This window comes from Pseudomonas sp. NPDC089918, from assembly GCF_050280605.1.
In the GTDB taxonomy this organism is placed as follows: Bacteria; Pseudomonadota; Gammaproteobacteria; order Pseudomonadales; family Pseudomonadaceae; genus Aquipseudomonas.
In genome coordinates, this window is sequence record NZ_JBNNVP010000046.1 from 34,153 (window position 1) to 50,856 (window position 16,704).

A 16,704-nucleotide genomic window follows, 5' to 3' on the forward strand; every position below is an offset into this window, starting at 1 on the left:
CTAACGACCTACCGCGTCAAACCCACCCACTGCTCTGCATCGCCTTGTACACCGCAACAATCGCCAGGATCAGGAATGCCGACGCCGCCAGGCGACGGATCAGGGTCAAGGGCAGTTTGTCTGCCGCAAAGTTACCTGCCAGTACCACCGGCACGTTAGCAATCAACATCCCGGCGGTTGTGCCGATGATCACCAGCCACAGGTCCGGGTATTGTGCAGCGAGCATCACGGTTGCGACTTGGGTCTTGTCGCCCATTTCCGCGAGGAAGAACGCAATCAGCGTGGTCAGGAACGGCCCGAATTTGCGGGCGGTGCTGGCTTCGTCTTCGTCCATCTTGTCCGGCACCAGCGTCCACAGGGCCGTGGCGGTAAAGCTCGCGGCGAGGATCCAGTGCAACGTCGCATTCGAGAAGAAACTGCCGAACCAGGCGCCTACCGCGCCGGCGGCCGCATGGTTGGCCAGGGTCGCGGCGACGATGCCGGCGATGATCGGCCAGGGTTTGCGAAAGCGGGCAGCAAGAATGAGCGCGAGCAGTTGCGTCTTGTCGCCGATTTCGGCCAAGGCAACGATTGCGGTGGGAACGAGTAGAGAGTCCAACATCATCAGGGTTTTCCTAAGGGGCGGGTCGACACGGCTATGACACGTACAGCCTTCCCGCCCCGGGTAAGGTGTTCGTGTCATAGGTCTTGTCAAACCCTGCGATCCGTCTGATGCGGACGCTTGGGTCGCATACGCCATGGTCTTTTGACCAAGTATGTTGACGTATGCCGGACGAGCATGGCGCTCGTGGGAGACTACTCCCCTAGGACGGAGCGGATTCTGCCTAGGCAAATCCGATTGGGCAAGCCCCAATGTCGGTAGTTAGTTTGCAGAACCTGTGGGAGCGAGGCTTGCCCGCGAAGAACGATGCCGAGTAACACCTGAAAAATCGCGGTGCATTTTTCGCGGGCAAGCCACGCTCCCACAAGGATCTTCGTCGCTCTGGGACAAGCCCTCTTTTGTAAAAGCGGTTTCAGCCGCGTTTGGCCCGGTAGATTCGGAAACCTTGTCCTTCAGCCTTGATTGCACACACGCCCAAGTGCTCTTCGATCAGCGGTTGATACTTCAGGAAGCTGTTCGCTACCAGCCGAAGTTCACCGCCGTTTTTCAGATGTTTGGCCGCTTTTCGCAGCAAGTTCTCGGTGGCGAAGTAATCGGTGTGTACGCCGACATGGAACGGTGGGTTGCTCAGAATCGCGCTCAAACCCATGGGCGCGGCATCGATGCCGTCACCGGTCATCACCTCCGCGTCCAGGCCGTTGGCGGCCAGGGTCAGGCGACTGCTGGCGGCAGCAAACGCGTCCACATCGAGCAGGGTGACCTGGTTGTGTGGATAACGCCGCTTGACCGCCGCCCCCAACACACCCGCGCCGCAACCGAAGTCCAGCAAGTGGCCGCTGGGCAGTTTGTCCAGATGTTCCAGCAACAGGGCGCTGCCGCGATCCAGTCGCCCATGGCTGAATACGCCCGGCAGGCTGATGACTTTCAATGGGCCTTCGGCCAGTGGCAGTTCATATTCCTGGGCCAGGCTTTCCAGCGACTTGGCTTCTGGTGCATTGGCCACGGTGACTTGCCAGAGCTGGCAATGCCGTGCGCTGTCGAGCTTGCGGGGTTTGCCGAAGGGGTTCAACTGCTTGGCCGCGCCTTCGATACCACTACGTTTTTCGCCCACCAGGTACAACTCACGGCCAGCCAAACGAGAGGCGAGGGCGTTGAGGATGTAGTCGGTCAGGTCTTTGGCCTTGGGCAGAAACACCACGGCGCTGTCGAACTCGCGCTCCGGCGCATTCACGCCGAAATGGCTGCGCTCGGCGAAACGGGCGTCCAGCGCTGCTTGATCGCCGGCGTGCCAGCACCAACCATGGGCATCGGGTAAGCGGCCCAGCAAATCATCGGCGGGCAAACCGGCCAGCAGCACCGAACCCTGGAATAACTCGGCCTGACGAAGCAGTACTTCACTGCGCGGATCCATACTCTGCTCCTGGAAAAAAAGTGCCGCAGTTTATCAACTGACGACCCGCAGCGCTTGACCGCTGAAGTAGCCTTGGGCGTTTTCGGTCAACTGGCCAACGATTCTTTGCCGCGCCTCGCGACTGCCCCAGGCGTTGTGCGGGGTGACGATCAGCCGTGGAATATCCTGGGCCAGCAACGGATTGCCCGCGGTGGGTGGTTCGACGCTCAACACGTCGGTGGCCGCGCCGCCCAAGTGACCGTTGCGCAGGGCGTCGGCCAATGCTTGTTCGTCAATCAAACCGCCGCGCGCGGTGTTGACCACGAAAGCACCGGGTTTCATCGAGGCCAGTTCACGAGCGCCGATAAAGTGGCGAGTGTGTTCGTTGAGCGGGCAGTGCAGGGTCAGGGCGTCGATTTGCGGCAGCAGTTCATCCAGCGGCAAACGATCCGGTCGGGCAGGGCGCCCCGGAATCTGCCCCAGCAACACGCGCATGCCGAACGCCTCGGCCAACCGCGCCACGGCACTGCCGAGTTCACCGTGGCCAAGCAGGCCGAGGGTTTTGCCTTCGAGTTCGACGATCGGGTAATCAAGCAGGCAGAATTGTTTCGCCTGTTGCCAGCGACCTTCGGCGACGGCTTTTTGATAGTCAGCCAGGCGCGTCGCCAAATTGAGCAACAACATGATCGTGTGCTGAGCCACCGACGGCGTGCCGTAACCCTGACAGTTGCAAACGGTGATCCCGTGGGTGCGAGCGGCGGCGAGGTCGACGTTGTTGGTACCGGTGGCGGTGATCAGGATCAGCTTCAATTCGGGGCTGGCCGCCATGGCCGCTGCGTCGATCACAATCTTGTTGCTGATGGCGACGCTGGCGCCTTTGAGGCGTTGGATCACCTGATCAGGCGTGGTCTGCGCGAACAACTCCAATTCGCTGAAGCAATCACGCAACGGACTGAGATCGAGATCGCCGAGGTCCAGGGACGGATGGTCGAGGAAAACGGCGCGGCGAGAGTTCGTCATCAACTGTACCTTTTGTGCATTGAACTGAAGGCGTAATCTGCCGAGCCTACCAGATGAAATAAACAGTTACGCATTGTCTGGCCTGGCACAAACCTGTGGCGAGGGAGCTTGCTCCCGCTGGGCTGCGCAGCGGCCCCAACCCAGGCGACCGTGTATTGTCAGACATACCGTGTCATCCGGTTTTACGACTGCTTCGCAGCCGAACGGGAGCAAGCTCCCTCGCCACAGAGGCGAAGTCGGCCTCAGAATTTTTTATTGATCGCCCTGCCCAAAAGGAGCCCCCATGTACTGGACAGAGTTCTTGACCGTTGCCCTGATTCACCTGCTGGCCGTCGCCAGCCCCGGCCCGGACTTTGCCGTGGTGGTGCGTGAGAGCGTGACCCACGGTCGCCGTGCCGGGACCTGGACAGCACTGGGCGTCGGCTCGGCGATTTTCCTGCACGTCGGTTATTCGTTGTTGGGCATCGGGCTGATCGTGTCCCAGTCGATCGTGCTGTTCAATTCCTTGAAATGGGCCGCCGCCGCGTACCTGCTGTACATCGGCTTCAAGGCCCTGCGCGCGCAACCGGCCAAACCGGTAGCGGATGATCTGCACCAGGAAGCCGGCGAGCGCACCGCACGGGGCGCCTTCACTTCGGGTTTCGTGACCAACGGCCTGAACCCGAAAGCCACGCTGTTTTTCCTGTCGCTGTTCACCGTGGTGATCAACCCGCACACACCATTGGCGGTACAGGCCGGTTACGGGATTTATCTGGCCGCAGCGACGGCAGTCTGGTTCTGCCTGGTGGCGATGCTGTTCAGCCAACAACGTGTGCGCGCCGGTTTCGCCCGCATGGGCCACTGGTTCGACCGGACCATGGGCGCGGTGCTGATTGCCATCGGCGTGAAACTCGCGTTCACCGAGATGCATTGATCGCGCTGAGTGTCTACGGGGGATTGAGCTCGCTCAATTTGTTCAGCGCGTTCAGGTATTCCCGAGGGTTTTCCCCGAGCAAACGGCGAAACATCGCGCTGAACGCCCGAGCACTGCCGTAGCCCAGATCGCGCGCCACGCTCTGCACGCTTTCCCCGGCGAGCAGGCGCGGCAGGGCTTCCATCAGGCGCAGTTGCTGGCGCCAGGCATTGAAGTTCATCTTCAGTTGTTGCTGGAACAGCCTCGCCAAGGTTCGAGAACTGGCGCCGACCTGCTGTGCCCAGTCTTCCAGGGTGTTGGAATGCTCCGGTGCGCGCATCAGCGCCAGGCAGATGCCCAGCAGGCGTCGATCTTCGGGCATTGGAATGTGTAGCGGAAGGTTTTCCAGGCTGGCGATCTCTTCCAGCATCAGCTTCTGAATCAGTGAGTTTTCCGCGTGTCGCGGACCTTGCACCGCGCGCAGGATCAGCTCGCGCAGCAGCGGTGTGACGGCCAGCACACAGCACTGTTGCAGAGTTGACGGCGACAGTTCGGGGGCAATGAACAGCGAACGCATGCGCACCGCGCCCGACATGAAAATCTCATGCGCCACCAATGGCGGAATCCATATGGCTCGGGTCGGTGGAATGACCCAGGCACCTTGCTCCGTGACCACTCGCATGGTGCCGCAAACGGCGTACAGCAACTGCGCTTCGCGGTGTTGATGTAGCTCCTGGTGAGCGCCGTCCGCGTAATCTCGCGGATAGGCGCTGACCGGCCCGTGCAGGAAATGGCTGATTAACATGTCAGATCCAATGACTTTGTTGTCAGGAATGCTCTTTTTCGCCAACTTAGCATAAGCCGCTCACTACAACGTAAGCGTGCCGCGATGAACCAGACTAGAAATGTCCTCCGCTATATCAACGCAGCCCATGTGATCGATCACATGTTCATGCTGATTTTTCCCGCCGCCATTCTCGGCATGACCCAGGCCTTCGCGCTGGACTACGCAACGCTGATCGGCCTGTCCCTCGGCGGTTTCATTGCCTTTGGCGCCTGTTCGCTGCCGGCCGGTTGGCTGGGGGATCACTGGAGCCGACGGAAAATGATGCTGGTATTTTTTTTCGGCATTGGCGCCTCGGCAATCTTTACCGGCGTGAGCAGCAGCGCACCGATGCTGGTACTCGGCCTGACGCTGATCGGAATTTTCGCCGCGATCTATCACCCGGTAGGCACCGCGATGCTGGTGGCTTACGCGCAGCATCGCGGCCGGGAAATCGGTATCAACGGTATGTGGGGCAACCTCGGCGTGGCATTTTCGGCGTTGATCACCGGGTTGCTGGTGGCGCAGTTCGGCTGGCGTTCGGCATTCATTTTGCCCGGCGTGGTGGCGATTGTGCTGGGCATCGGTTTCGTGTTTCAGGTGCGCGAAGAACCGATCCCGATGCGTCCGCATATGCCGCTCAAAGGTGCGGCTGGCCAGCGGATTTCCATGTTCATGGTGTTCGGCGTACTGGCCTTGGCGACCGCGACCGGCGGTGTGGTGTTCAACGCCACGACCATGACCTATCCGAAACTGTTTCAGGAGCGCCTGCACGATTTGTTCGCTTCACCGCAAACTCTTGGCGTCGTGGTCAGCCTGGCGTATGCCTTCGGTGCCGTGGCGCAGTTGAGCATCGGTCGGGTCTTGCATCATTTCAGTCTGAAATGGCCGTTTATGGTGTTGACGCTGTGCCAGGCGCCGCTGTTGTTCGGGTTGGCCTATGTCGACGGTTGGGCCGTGATAGCGCTGGGCGCGGCGTTCATGTTCGTGGTGTTTGGCCAGGTCACGGTGAATGATGCGATGGTCGCCAACTTCGTCGCGCCGCAATGGCAGTCCCGAGTCTTCGCGCTGCGTTACTGTTTATCGTTCGGTGCCAGTGCTAGCGCCATTCCGCTGATTTCGTTCGTCGAACCGCGCCAAGGTTTTGTAGGCCTTTACCTGATATTGGCGGTTTTTGCCGCGTTGACCTTCGTGGCAGCAGTGGTTTTCCCCCGGATACCATCCGAGGCGGCCGTGGGAAAAGCGGTGTAACGGCTGATGAATTCCTGCAAGTAATGGCGCAAAGCTAGCATTTATACAGCTGTGCAAATCATCCCTTTGGCTGATTTGGCTGGCGTTCAAGGGCTCTAGAGTGCTTAGCTTTAGAAACCAAGACCGTGCAGTCAGAAAAGGGACTCTTATGTTGCAGACTCGCGTTATCCCCCCAGCCGAGGGCGCTTACCAGTATCCGCTGTTGATTAAACGGCTGCTGATGTCCGGTGCCCGTTACGAAAAAACCCGCGAGATCATCTACCGCGATCAATTGCGCTACAGCTATCCGACCCTCATCGAGCGGGTCGCGCGGCTGGCCAATGTGCTGACGGCCGCAGGCGTAAAGGCCGGGGATACCGTGGCGGTGATGGACTGGGACAGCCATCGCTATCTGGAATGCATGTTTGCCATCCCGATGATCGGTGCGGTGATCCATACCATCAACGTGCGCCTGTCGCCGGAACAGATTCTCTACACCATGAACCACGCCGAGGACCGCTTCGTGCTGGTCAACAGCGAGTTCGTCGGGCTGTACAAGGCGATTGCCGGGCACCTGACCACAGTGGAGAAAACCCTGCTGTTGACCGACCTGCCGGAAAAAACCGCCGACCTGCCGAACCTGATTGGCGAGTACGAGCAATTGCTGGCCGCCGCGAGCCCGCAGTACGACTTTGAAGACTTCGACGAAAACTCGGTCGCTACCACGTTCTACACCACTGGCACCACGGGTAACCCCAAAGGCGTGTATTTCACCCATCGCCAACTGGTGCTGCACACCATGGGCGTGTCGACCATCATGGGTTCCATCGACAGCGTGCGCCTGCTGGGTACCAACGATGTGTACATGCCGATCACCCCGATGTTCCATGTGCATGCCTGGGGCTTGCCGTATGTAGCAACCATGCTCGGGCTCAAGCAGGTCTACCCCGGCCGTTACGACCCCGAGTATCTGGTGGAACTGTGGCGCAAGGAGAAGGTGACCTTTTCCCATTGCGTGCCGACCATTCTGCAAATGCTCCTCAATGCCAAAGCGGCGCAAAACACCGATTTCGGCGGCTGGAAAATCGTCATCGGCGGCAGTGCGCTCAACCGTGCGCTGTATGAAGCAGCCAAAGCCAAAGGCATTCAGTTGACCGCGGCTTACGGCATGTCGGAAACCGGGCCATTGGTATCGTGCGCGCACCTCAACGATGAGCTGATGGCAGGCACCGAAGACGAACGCACCACCTACCGGATCAAGGCCGGTGTGCCGGGCCCATTGGTCGAGGCGGCGATCGTCGACACCGACGGCAACTTCCTGCCTGCCGATGGTGAGACCCAGGGCGAACTGGTGCTGCGAGCACCGTGGCTCACCGAGGGCTATTTCAACGAACCGCAGAAAGGCGCAGAGCTCTGGGCCGGGGGCTGGTTGCACACCGGCGACGTGGCGACCCTGGACAGCATGGGCGTGATCGACATTCGCGACCGGATCAAGGACGTGATCAAGACCGGCGGCGAGTGGATCTCCTCCCTGGACCTGGAAGACCTGATCAGCCGCCACCCTGCGGTACGCGAAGTAGCAGTGGTGGGCATCGCCGATCCGCAGTGGGGCGAGCGGCCGTTTGCGCTGTTGGTCGTCAGGGAAGGGCATGAGATCGGGGCCAAGGAACTCAAGGAGCACCTCAAGCCGTTCGTTGAGCAGGGGCACCTGAGCAAGTGGGCCATCCCGAGCCAAATCGCCATTGTTACTGAAATTCCCAAGACCAGTGTCGGCAAACTCGACAAGAAGCGCATCCGCGTCGACATCACCGAATGGCAGGCTAACAACAGTACCTTCCTCTCGACGCTTTAAGCGTCATCTGGCGCGCCGAAAACGGCGCGCCAGACCCACCAAGCAAGCGCTTGGCTTGTGAAATCCGAATTTTCAGCCATCCTTGCCGTGCCGACATGTGTCGGACTGGCGAAAGGACTGTTCCAGAGTGGCCGGCAGCTGCAAATCACACTTTAGAGGGATCAAGCACTACTACCTGCTGGCTATAGTCCGCTCAAGGAATTTTTAAGAACGGAGCGCGCGCACAAAACGGGGCGATGCAACTTTGGCGTGACGTCGGAACCACTTGGCTTGCGGTCACCCACAACGTTTTTAAAAGTACTCAGCCATAACAATAATGCACATGGAGTAGCGTCGATGACATCAGTAAACCAGTTCTGGCGCCGGGCGAAACTGCCCCTGGCGGTCAGTCTTGCCTCTTCGCTCGCCGGGCCTGCATTCGGCGTCAGTTTCAACGTCGGTGAGATCGAGGGTCAATTCGACTCATCCCTGTCGATCGGAGCCAGTTGGTCTACTCAGAGCCCGAACAAGAACCTCATCGGCGTCAATAACGGGGGCCACGGCCTGTCCCAGACGTCTGATGACGGTCACAACAACTTCAAGAGCGGCGAAACCTTCTCGAAGATCTTCAAGGGCATCCATGACCTTGAATTGAAATACGGCGACACCGGTGTCTTCGTCCGGGGCAAATACTGGTACGACTTCGAGCTCAAGGATGAAAGCCGCGAGTTCAAAGACATCAGCGACAGCAACCGCAAGGAGGGCGCCAAGTCCTCCGGCGGCCAGATCCTCGACGCCTTCGTCTACCACAACTACGCCATCGCCGATCAGCCGGGTTCCGTGCGTCTGGGCAAGCAGGTCGTGAGCTGGGGGGAAAGTACTTTCATCGGCGGCGGCATCAACTCGATCAACCCGATTGACGTGTCCGCGTTCCGTCGTCCTGGCGCCGAGGTCAAGGAAGGCCTGATCCCGGTCAACATGTTCTATGTATCCCAAAGCCTGACCGACAACCTGTCGGCTGAAGCGTTCTATCAGCTCGAATGGGACCAGACGGTTGTCGATAACTGCGGCACCTTCTTCTCCCAGCCGGACATCATTGCCGACGGTTGCGACAATAACCTGCGCGTGCTGAACAAGCGCTCGACCATTCCGGCCATCGCATTGGGCCCATTGGCCAACGCGGGCGTCGACGTCAACGAAGAAGGTGTACTGGTGCGTCGTGGTCCTGACCGCGATGCGCGGGACAGCGGCCAGTGGGGCGCGTCCTTGAAGTACATGTTCGATCCGCTCGATACCGAGTTCGGCGCGTACTTCATGAACTACCACAGCCGTGCACCGATCTTCAGCGCCACGGGAGCTCCGCAATCGATCTACAACGGCGTGGCAGCTTTGCCGGCGGCGTTCCGTGCGCTGGGGCCGCTGGTGGTCGCCGGTAATTCCGAGTACTTCGTCGAATACCCGGAAGACATCCGTCTCTACGGCTTGAGCTTCTCCACCACGCTGCCTACCGGTACGGCATGGAGCGGTGAGATCAGCTACCGTCCGAACGCGCCGGTGCAGCTCAACTCCACCGATATCCTGTTTGCCGGCGTACGCCCATTGGGCGGTGCCTTGGCCAACGCTTCGCTGCTCCCCGGTGTACCGGGTCAGGATTTGCACGGCTATCGCCGCAAGGAAATCACCCAGTTCCAGACCACGCTGACGCACTTCTTCGATCAGGTCATGGGCGCCAGCCGTCTGACCCTGGTGGGCGAAGTGGGCGTGACCCATGTTGGCGGCCTGGAAAGCAGCTCCGAAATCCGTTACGGCCGTGACCCGGTCTACGGTCCTGGTGAACTGCCGGCTACCGGCGGCCTCAACACCTGTTCGGCGATCCTCAACACCAGCACCATCAACGGTGCCGGCGCAGGTACTGCAACCAACAACCGCAGCCGTAATTGCGAAGACGAGGGCTTCACCACGTCGATGTCGTGGGGTTATCGCGGTCGCGCCATCTGGGATTACAACGATGTGTTCGCCGGTGTGAACCTCAAGCCGAACGTGGCCTGGTCCCATGACGTGAGCGGTTACTCGCCTGGCCCTGGCGGCAACTTCGAGGAAGGTCGTAAAGCGGTGAGCCTGGGGGTCGACGCCGAATACCAGAACACCTACACCGCGAGCCTGGCGTACACCAACTTCTTCGACGGCAAGTACACCACCGTGGATGATCGCGACTTCGTTGCGCTCAGCTTCGGCGTGAACTTCTAAGCACTGTATTTTCAGGACGAACACATTTATGAAAATAACAAAGAGTCTGTTCCACGTTGGCGTTCTGGGGCTGTCGCTGCTGGCAACCGGTGTCATGGCGGCGGTTCCTGCGGCCGAAGCGGACAAGCTGGGCAAGAGCCTGACCCCGATGGGCGCCGAGATGGCGGGTAACGCCGACGGTTCGATCCCGGCCTGGAAACCCATGCCGAAAAACGCCGGTAGCGTGGACAGCAAGGGTTTTCTGTCTGATCCGTTCGCGAGTGAAAAACCGCAGTTCACCATCACCGCGCAAAACGTCGACCAGTACAAGGACAAGCTCGCGCCGGGTCAGTACGCGATGTTCAAGCGCTACCCGGAAACCTTCAAGATGCCGGTCTACCCGTCCCATCGCGGTGCCACCGTGCCGGACGAAGTGTTCGCCTCGATCAAGAAGAACGCCACCAACACTAACCTGGTGTCCGGTGGCAACGGTCTGGAAAACTTCGAAACCGCGATCCCGTTCCCGATTCCGAAAAGCGGCGTTGAAGTCATCTGGAACCACATCACCCGTTATCGCGGCGGCAGTGTGACCCGTCTGATAACCCAGGCCACACCGCAGCCGAACGGCTCGTTCAGCCTGGTGTACTTCGAGGACCAGTTCGTGTTCCGCGACAAAATGAAGGATTACGACCCGAAAAATCCGGGCAACATCCTGTTCTACTTCAAGCAGAAAGTGACCGCGCCGGCGCGTCTGGCCGGTGGTGTGCTGCTGGTACACGAAACCCTCGACCAGGTTAAAGAACCGCGTTCGGCGTGGGTCTACAACGCCGGGCAACGCCGTGTGCGTCGTGCGCCGCAAGTGTCCTATGACGGGCCGGGTACCGCTGCCGATGGCCTGCGTACCTCCGACAACCTGGACATGTACAACGGTGCGCCGGATCGCTATGACTGGAAGCTCGAAGGCAAGAAAGAGATGTACATCGCCTCCGACAGCTACAAGCTCGATTCACCACAACTGAAGTACGCCGACATCATCAAGGCCGGTCACATCAATCAGGACCTGACTCGCTATGAACTGCGTCGGGTCTGGCATGTGGTCGCGACCCTGAAGGAAGGTCAACGTCACATTTACGCCAAACGTGACTTCTACATCGACGAAGACACCTGGCAGGCAGCTGTGGTCGACCACTACGACGGTCGCGGACAACTGTGGCGTGTCGCCGAGGCTCACTCCGAGAACTACTACGACAAGCAAGTGCCGTGGTACGCCCTCGAAACCTTGTACGACCTGCAATCGGGCCGCTACCTGGCCCTGGGCATGAAGAACGAAGAAAAGTCGGCATATAACTTCGGCTTCACTGCCAGCACCGCAGACTTCACGCCGGCAGCATTGCGTCAGGAAGGCGTTCGCTAATACGGTGTAACCCGAGGCCGCATCCTCGAAAAACGCCCCGACTGGTTCGGGGCGTTTTTTTATCGGAATTTTGTATCAGGGCGCACTTGTTAACGTGGGGGGACTCGCGAAACAGTCGGTGACTGTGATGGCCCTTTCGCGAGCAAGCCAGCTCCCACATTTGATCTTCGGTGGACATACAAATCTGTGAGCAATGGAGATCCAGTGTGGGAGCGGGCTTGCTCGCGAAGGGAACGACACGGTCTGTCGAAAAAACTGCACCTCAGGCTTGGCAACTTCTGTTCGTAGTCTTTTTGTAGCCATTTGTAGCAATGACCTTCAATAGCTCTTCGTTTACCGCTAGGCTGCGGACATCTGTAACGCCGCCATCAGCCTTTCAAACAAGAGCCGGCCATGACTGATCTGTCCCCACTTCCGGGCCCTGCAAGCGTTGCCGTCGCAGCATTGGACGGACGCTTTTTCCGGCCTCCGCTGCCCGACGGCCATGTGCTGCGGCCGCGTTTGTGCGAGCGTCTGAGCGCCGGCCTCGGTGGCAGGCTATTGCTGGTCAGCGCGCCAGCGGGGTTCGGCAAGAGTTCATTAGCGGTGGAGTTTTGCCAGGGGTTGCCGGGTCACTGGCAAAGCCTGTGGCTAGGGTTGAGCCCTCGGGACAGTGATCCCGGTCGTTTTCTTGAGCGCCTGCTCGAAGGTCTTCAGGAATATTTTCCGCAACTGGGCAGCCAGGCGCTGGGGCTGCTGAAAATGCGCCAACGTCATCAGCCGTTCGCCTTCGAAGAATGGCTGGACGGTTTGCTCGATGAACTGGCTGTGCACCTTTCACCCGCTACGCCGCTGTTACTGGTACTCGATGACTATCATCTGGCCCAGGGCCCGGTGCTTGATCGTTGCCTGCAATTTTTTCTCAATCATTTACCCGATGGTCTGCTGGTCATGGTCACCAGTCGGCAACGTCCCGACTGGCATCTGGCACGCCTGCGACTGTCGCGGCAACTGCTCGAGTTACATGAACAGGATCTTCGACTGACCCACGATGAAACCCTGAGCCTGCTTGATCGGCACAGCATTTCATTGCGTGGCGAGGCGCTGGAGAGTTTGATCCAGCGCAGTGAAGGCTGGGTGGCCGGGCTGCGCTTCTGGTTGCTGGCGGCCTCTGAGGCGGGCAGCGAGGGCGCATTGCCCCAATCGCTGTACGGTGGGGAAGGGCTGATTCGCGATTACCTGCTCGAAGAAGTGATCGATTGCCTGCCCGCCGAGGTGCAGTCATTCCTGTACGAGACCGCGCCCCAAGAGCGCTTTTGCAGCGAGTTGTGCGACGCCGTGCGCGAAGCCCATGACAGTGCCGAGATCCTGCGTTTCCTGCTGGCGCATCAGGTGTTTCTGGTGCCGCTGGACGAACACGGTCACTGGTATCGCTATCACCACCTGTTTTCCGACCTGCTGCGCAGCCGGCCCACCGCCCAGGCGATAGTGCCGACGGCCAGCCTGCATCTGCGTGCCTGCCGCTGGTTCAACTCTCAAGGGTTACTCGATGAGGCGGTGGAGCAGGCGTTGCGTGCCGGGCATCTGGATGTTGCGGCGAATCTGGTGCAAAACCTCTCCGAAGAACAGCTGCTGGCCGAGCAGAACGTCGGCATGCTGCTGCGCTGGAAAATGGACCTGCCCGACAGCTTGCTGATCAGCACACCACGGCTGATCGTGCTCTACAGCTGGGCGTTGGGGCTGGCCTGCCAGCTGGACGCCGCCGAGGAGCTGGCCAGCCATTTGAGCCACTTCTTGCCGGCGCCGTCGGCTACTGCGCAAAAATCCATGCTGGCGCAATGGCTGGCCCTGAGCGGCATCATCGCCCGGGGCCGAGGCAATCGCGAGCTGACGTTGCGCTATTGCACCGAAGCGCTGGAGAGCCTGCCGGCCAAACGCTATGGGCAACGCCTGATGTGCCTCTCTACATTGTCGAACCTGGCCATTGCCGACAGCGACCTCTGGCGTGCCCGGGGGCTGAATCGTGAGTCCCTTGAACTGGCACAACGGGTCGGCAATCCATTGTTCGAGGCGCTGGCCCATTACGACCGCGCCCGTGTGCTGCAGGCGCGTGGGGAGATTCTTCGCTCACTGGATGAAGTCCGCCAGGGGCTGCAACGCCTGCAAGGCTTATCCCCGCAACGGCTGTACGCAGTGCGCGCGCGGCTGATTTTATACGAGGGATTTTTGCTGGCTCTGCGCTTGCAACCCCAAGCTGCGCGGGCACGTTTGCAAGCAGGGTTGGGCGAAGCCCGGGCCTGTCGCGACATCAGCGTACTGATCGGCCATTGCGTGATCGCACGGCTGGATGGCCACAACGGCGAATTCGCAAAAGCCTTCGCCGAACTCGCCGAGGCCGAGCGCCTGATGCACATCTGGGACGTCCCGCCGATTTACTACCTGGCGATGATCACTCTGGTCAAATGCGAACTCTGGCTGGCCCAGGGCCGCACCGACCTCGCCGAAGCCTGGCTCACGCGATTGGGTCAGACTTACAACGGCGAGCATCCGGCGGCCCCCCCGGAGTTCCATCCGCAACTGCCGCTGCACATTGAACTGCAACAGGCGGTGCTGGACATGATGAAGGGCCAGCCCATGCTCGCCGAAGGGCGATTGAATGCGTTGCATGAACACGGTCAGCACAGCGGCCGGCAGATGCTCAGCGTGATGGCGCTCAGTCAGAAAATCATGCTGTTGCTGGCGGGCGGGCGCGAATCCGAGGCGCGCAAGGCGCTGGCCCAGGCTTTGGAAGCGGCCGCCGGAGGCGTCCTGCAACCGTTTGATCCATTGCTGACCGAGCACTCGGACTGGCTGCGCGGGCAACTTCAACTCTGTGCACCGACGGCCGTTTCGCAAAGTCTCTCGGAAAAACTTCCAGCCATGGCCTCTCGGCCGGTGATGGAATCATCGCCAGCTGCCGAACAGCTCAGTACGCGTGAACTGGCCGTTCTGCGACTGATCGCCCAAGGGTGTTCGAACCAGGAAATCAGCGATCAATTATTTATTTCGCTGCACACGGTGAAAACCCATGCCAGTCATATCAACAGTAAGTTGGGGGTAGAACGCAGGACCCAGGCGGTGGCAAGGGCGAAGGAGTTGGGCGTTCTGTCTTAACTGAGGGACAACTGCATCTCTTAAAGGAAAACGCCCCGAACAAGTCGGGGCGTTTTCATTGTACTGCCGTTGTCATGCCACCAGATCGTTGGCACTAAAGGTGTCCACGCCTACCAGCTGAATTTCGAAGTCTGCACCCAGCGTGCCGTTGACGTTGCCGTACAGCACATGATCTTCGAAACGCAGTTGTCCTGCCCCTGTGAATGCATTCGAGTCAATGAAAGTGAAGGCGTTGAACGCGGTGGTGAGGATATTGGCATCGAGTTTCGACAGGTCGATTTTGTCACCCTGCAGGCTGCTGAAGTCGGTGATGAAATCGCTGTTCGCCCCTTTGCCCAGCTCGCTTATCAAACTGAAAATAAACCGGTCGGCACCAGAGCCCCCCGTGAGGGTGTCTGCGCCCAGACCTCCCACCAGTAGGTCATTGCCCGCACCGCCGTCGAGCAGGTCGTTGCCCGCTCCGCCATTGAGTTGGTTATTGCCGCTATTGCCGGTCAGTACGTTATTCAGGGTGTTGCCGACACCGTTGAGGTTATTGCTGCCGGTGAGGGTGAGGTTTTCCAGGTTGGCACCCAGGGTCCAGCTGACCGAGGAGCGCACGGTGTCGATTTCGCTCGCCAGGAGGCTGCTCTCGGTGACTACGTCCTTGAGGTTGTCGACGATATAGGTGTCATTGCCGCTGCCGCCGCTCATCACGTCGGCGCCGATTCCGCCATCCAGAACGTTGTTGCCGGAGTTACCGATCAGACGGTTGTTCAGAGCATTGCCGGTACCATCGAGGTGGTCAGTGTCGGAGAGGGTCAGGTTCTCGAGGTTACTGCCCAAGGTATAGCTGATCGACGACAGTACCGTGTCGATCTCGGTCAGCAAGGTGCCGCGTTCGATCACCGTGTCGCCGACATTGTCGACAATGTAGGTGTCGTTGCCGGCACCGCCGTCCAGGGTGTCGGCGCCGGTCTTGCCGTCGAGGAGGTTGGCGGCGGCGTTGCCGGTCAGGCTGTTGTCGAGCTCATTACCCGTGAGGTTCAACGCGGCGGCGCCGAGCAGCACGCTGTCTTCGACGTTGGCCGACAGGATATAGCTCACCGTCGTGCGGATCAGGTCGTGGCCTTCATCGGCCAATTCGGTGACATTAGCGGCGTTATCGGTAATGACATAGGTGTCATCACCATTGCCGCCGCTGAGGATGTCAGCGCCCACGCCGCCATCCAGCCAGTCGTTGCCGCCCCCGCCTTGCAAATCGTTGACGTAGGCATTGCCGAGCAGGGTGTTGTTCAGGTCGTTGCCGATAACGGTGAAGGCACCGAGGCCGGTGAGGGTCACGTTCTCGACGTTCTGCAGGTTGCTTTGGCTGAGGTCGATGATGCTGGTGGTCGGAGTCGAGGCATAGGTGATGTTCAGCAGGTCGCGACCCTGGTCGGCAGTTTCCTGCAGCAGCACCAGTTCGCCGGCTTGGTCGAGGGTATAAGTGTCGTCGCCAGCACCACCGCTCAGCGTATCCAGCCCCGTACCACCGTTGAGCACGTTGTTCCCACTGTTGCCGTTCAGCACGTTGTCCAGGGCGTTGCCGACTCCGTTTAGGTTATTGGTCCCGGTAAGGATGAGATTTTCCACGTTGGCACTCAAGGTCCAACTGACCGAGGAACGTACGGTGTCGATTTCACTTGCCAGGGTGCTGGTCTCGGTGACCACGTCCTTGAGGTTATCGACGATGTAGGTGTCGTTGCCGGTGCCGCCGATCATCAGGTCGGCGCCGAGGCCGCCGTCCAGGGTGTCGGCCCCGGCCTTGCCGTCGAGGACGTTGGCGGCGGCGTTGCCGGTGAGGCTATTGTCCAGTTCGTTGCCCGTGAGGTTCAACGCGGCGGCGCCGAGCAGCACGCCGTCTTCGACGTTGGTCGACAGGGTGTAGCTCACTGCCGTCCTGATCAGGTCACGACCTTCGTCGGCCAGTTCAATGACCTTGTCGGTGGCGTTGTCGATGACGTAGGTGTCATCGCCGCTGCCACCGCTGAGGATGTCAGCGCCCACGCCGCCATCCAGCCAGTCATTGCCGGCCCCGCCTTGCAGGGTGTTGATGGAGGCATTGCCGAGCAGGGTGTTGTTCAGGTCATTGCCGACCACGGTGAAGGCGCCGAGGCCGGTGAG

At 59.9% G+C, this 16,704-nt stretch carries 11 protein-coding genes and 1 riboswitch; of the genes, 6 read left to right on the forward strand and 5 right to left on the reverse strand.

The window, feature by feature from the left end; all coding sequences use genetic code 11:
- Nucleotides 1-16 precede the first annotated feature (16 nt).
- From ACQKPC_RS25415 to ACQKPC_RS25425, 3 genes are all read right to left on the reverse strand, one after another.
- The gene (locus tag ACQKPC_RS25415) at nt 17-601 is read right to left on the reverse strand and encodes a TMEM165/GDT1 family protein (protein WP_032830419.1); all 585 of its coding nucleotides are present in this window, start codon (nt 599-601) and stop codon (nt 17-19) included.
- 91 nt (nt 602-692) lie between these two features.
- Nucleotides 693-817: riboswitch (yybP-ykoY riboswitch) on the reverse strand.
- 196 nt (nt 818-1,013) lie between these two features.
- A complete protein-coding gene (locus tag ACQKPC_RS25420) occupies nt 1,014-2,012 on the reverse strand; it encodes a methyltransferase (protein ID WP_427627158.1) in 999 nt (332 codons plus the stop codon).
- A gap of 33 nt (nt 2,013-2,045) precedes the next feature.
- Nucleotides 2,046-3,011, reverse strand: a complete 966-nt coding sequence (locus ACQKPC_RS25425; RefSeq protein WP_427627160.1) for a 2-hydroxyacid dehydrogenase — start codon at nt 3,009-3,011, stop codon at nt 2,046-2,048.
- Between the two features lie 283 nt (nt 3,012-3,294).
- Between ACQKPC_RS25425 and ACQKPC_RS25430 the strand changes: the two genes are divergently transcribed.
- Nucleotides 3,295-3,924 carry a LysE family translocator gene (locus tag ACQKPC_RS25430; protein ID WP_427627162.1) on the forward strand — a complete coding sequence of 210 codons (630 nt, stop codon included), beginning with the start codon at nt 3,295-3,297 and terminating at the stop codon, nt 3,922-3,924.
- 13 nt (nt 3,925-3,937) lie between these two features.
- Here ACQKPC_RS25430 and ACQKPC_RS25435 read toward each other — a convergent pair whose 3' ends face one another.
- A complete protein-coding gene (locus ACQKPC_RS25435; RefSeq protein WP_427627164.1) occupies nt 3,938-4,708 on the reverse strand; it encodes an AraC family transcriptional regulator in 771 nt (256 codons plus the stop codon).
- Nucleotides 4,709-4,792: 84 nt separating this feature from the next.
- Here ACQKPC_RS25435 and ACQKPC_RS25440 point away from each other — a divergent pair, with 84 nt between their 5' ends.
- The 5 genes from ACQKPC_RS25440 to ACQKPC_RS25460 all read left to right on the forward strand — a co-directional run bounded on the left by ACQKPC_RS25440 (nt 4,793) and on the right by ACQKPC_RS25460 (nt 14,559).
- The gene (locus ACQKPC_RS25440; RefSeq protein ID WP_427627166.1) at nt 4,793-5,977 is read left to right on the forward strand and encodes an MFS transporter; all 1,185 of its coding nucleotides are present in this window, start codon (nt 4,793-4,795) and stop codon (nt 5,975-5,977) included.
- A gap of 148 nt (nt 5,978-6,125) precedes the next feature.
- Nucleotides 6,126-7,808 carry a fatty acid--CoA ligase gene (locus tag ACQKPC_RS25445; RefSeq protein ID WP_427627168.1) on the forward strand — a complete coding sequence of 561 codons (1,683 nt, stop codon included), beginning with the start codon at nt 6,126-6,128 and terminating at the stop codon, nt 7,806-7,808.
- 336 nt (nt 7,809-8,144) lie between these two features.
- Nucleotides 8,145-10,034, forward strand: coding sequence for a DUF1302 domain-containing protein (locus ACQKPC_RS25450; protein ID WP_192345491.1), 1,890 nt, complete (start codon nt 8,145-8,147; stop codon nt 10,032-10,034).
- A gap of 28 nt (nt 10,035-10,062) precedes the next feature.
- Nucleotides 10,063-11,427, forward strand: a complete 1,365-nt coding sequence (locus ACQKPC_RS25455) for a DUF1329 domain-containing protein (protein WP_008072127.1) — start codon at nt 10,063-10,065, stop codon at nt 11,425-11,427.
- Between the two features lie 393 nt (nt 11,428-11,820).
- The gene (locus ACQKPC_RS25460) at nt 11,821-14,559 is read left to right on the forward strand and encodes a LuxR C-terminal-related transcriptional regulator (RefSeq protein ID WP_123501251.1); all 2,739 of its coding nucleotides are present in this window, start codon (nt 11,821-11,823) and stop codon (nt 14,557-14,559) included.
- A gap of 72 nt (nt 14,560-14,631) precedes the next feature.
- On the opposite strand, the gene ACQKPC_RS25465 is transcribed toward ACQKPC_RS25460, so the two are convergent.
- Nucleotides 14,632-16,704, reverse strand: a 2,073-nt coding sequence (locus tag ACQKPC_RS25465; protein ID WP_427627171.1) for a beta strand repeat-containing protein, incomplete at its 5' end; no start/stop codon positions are given.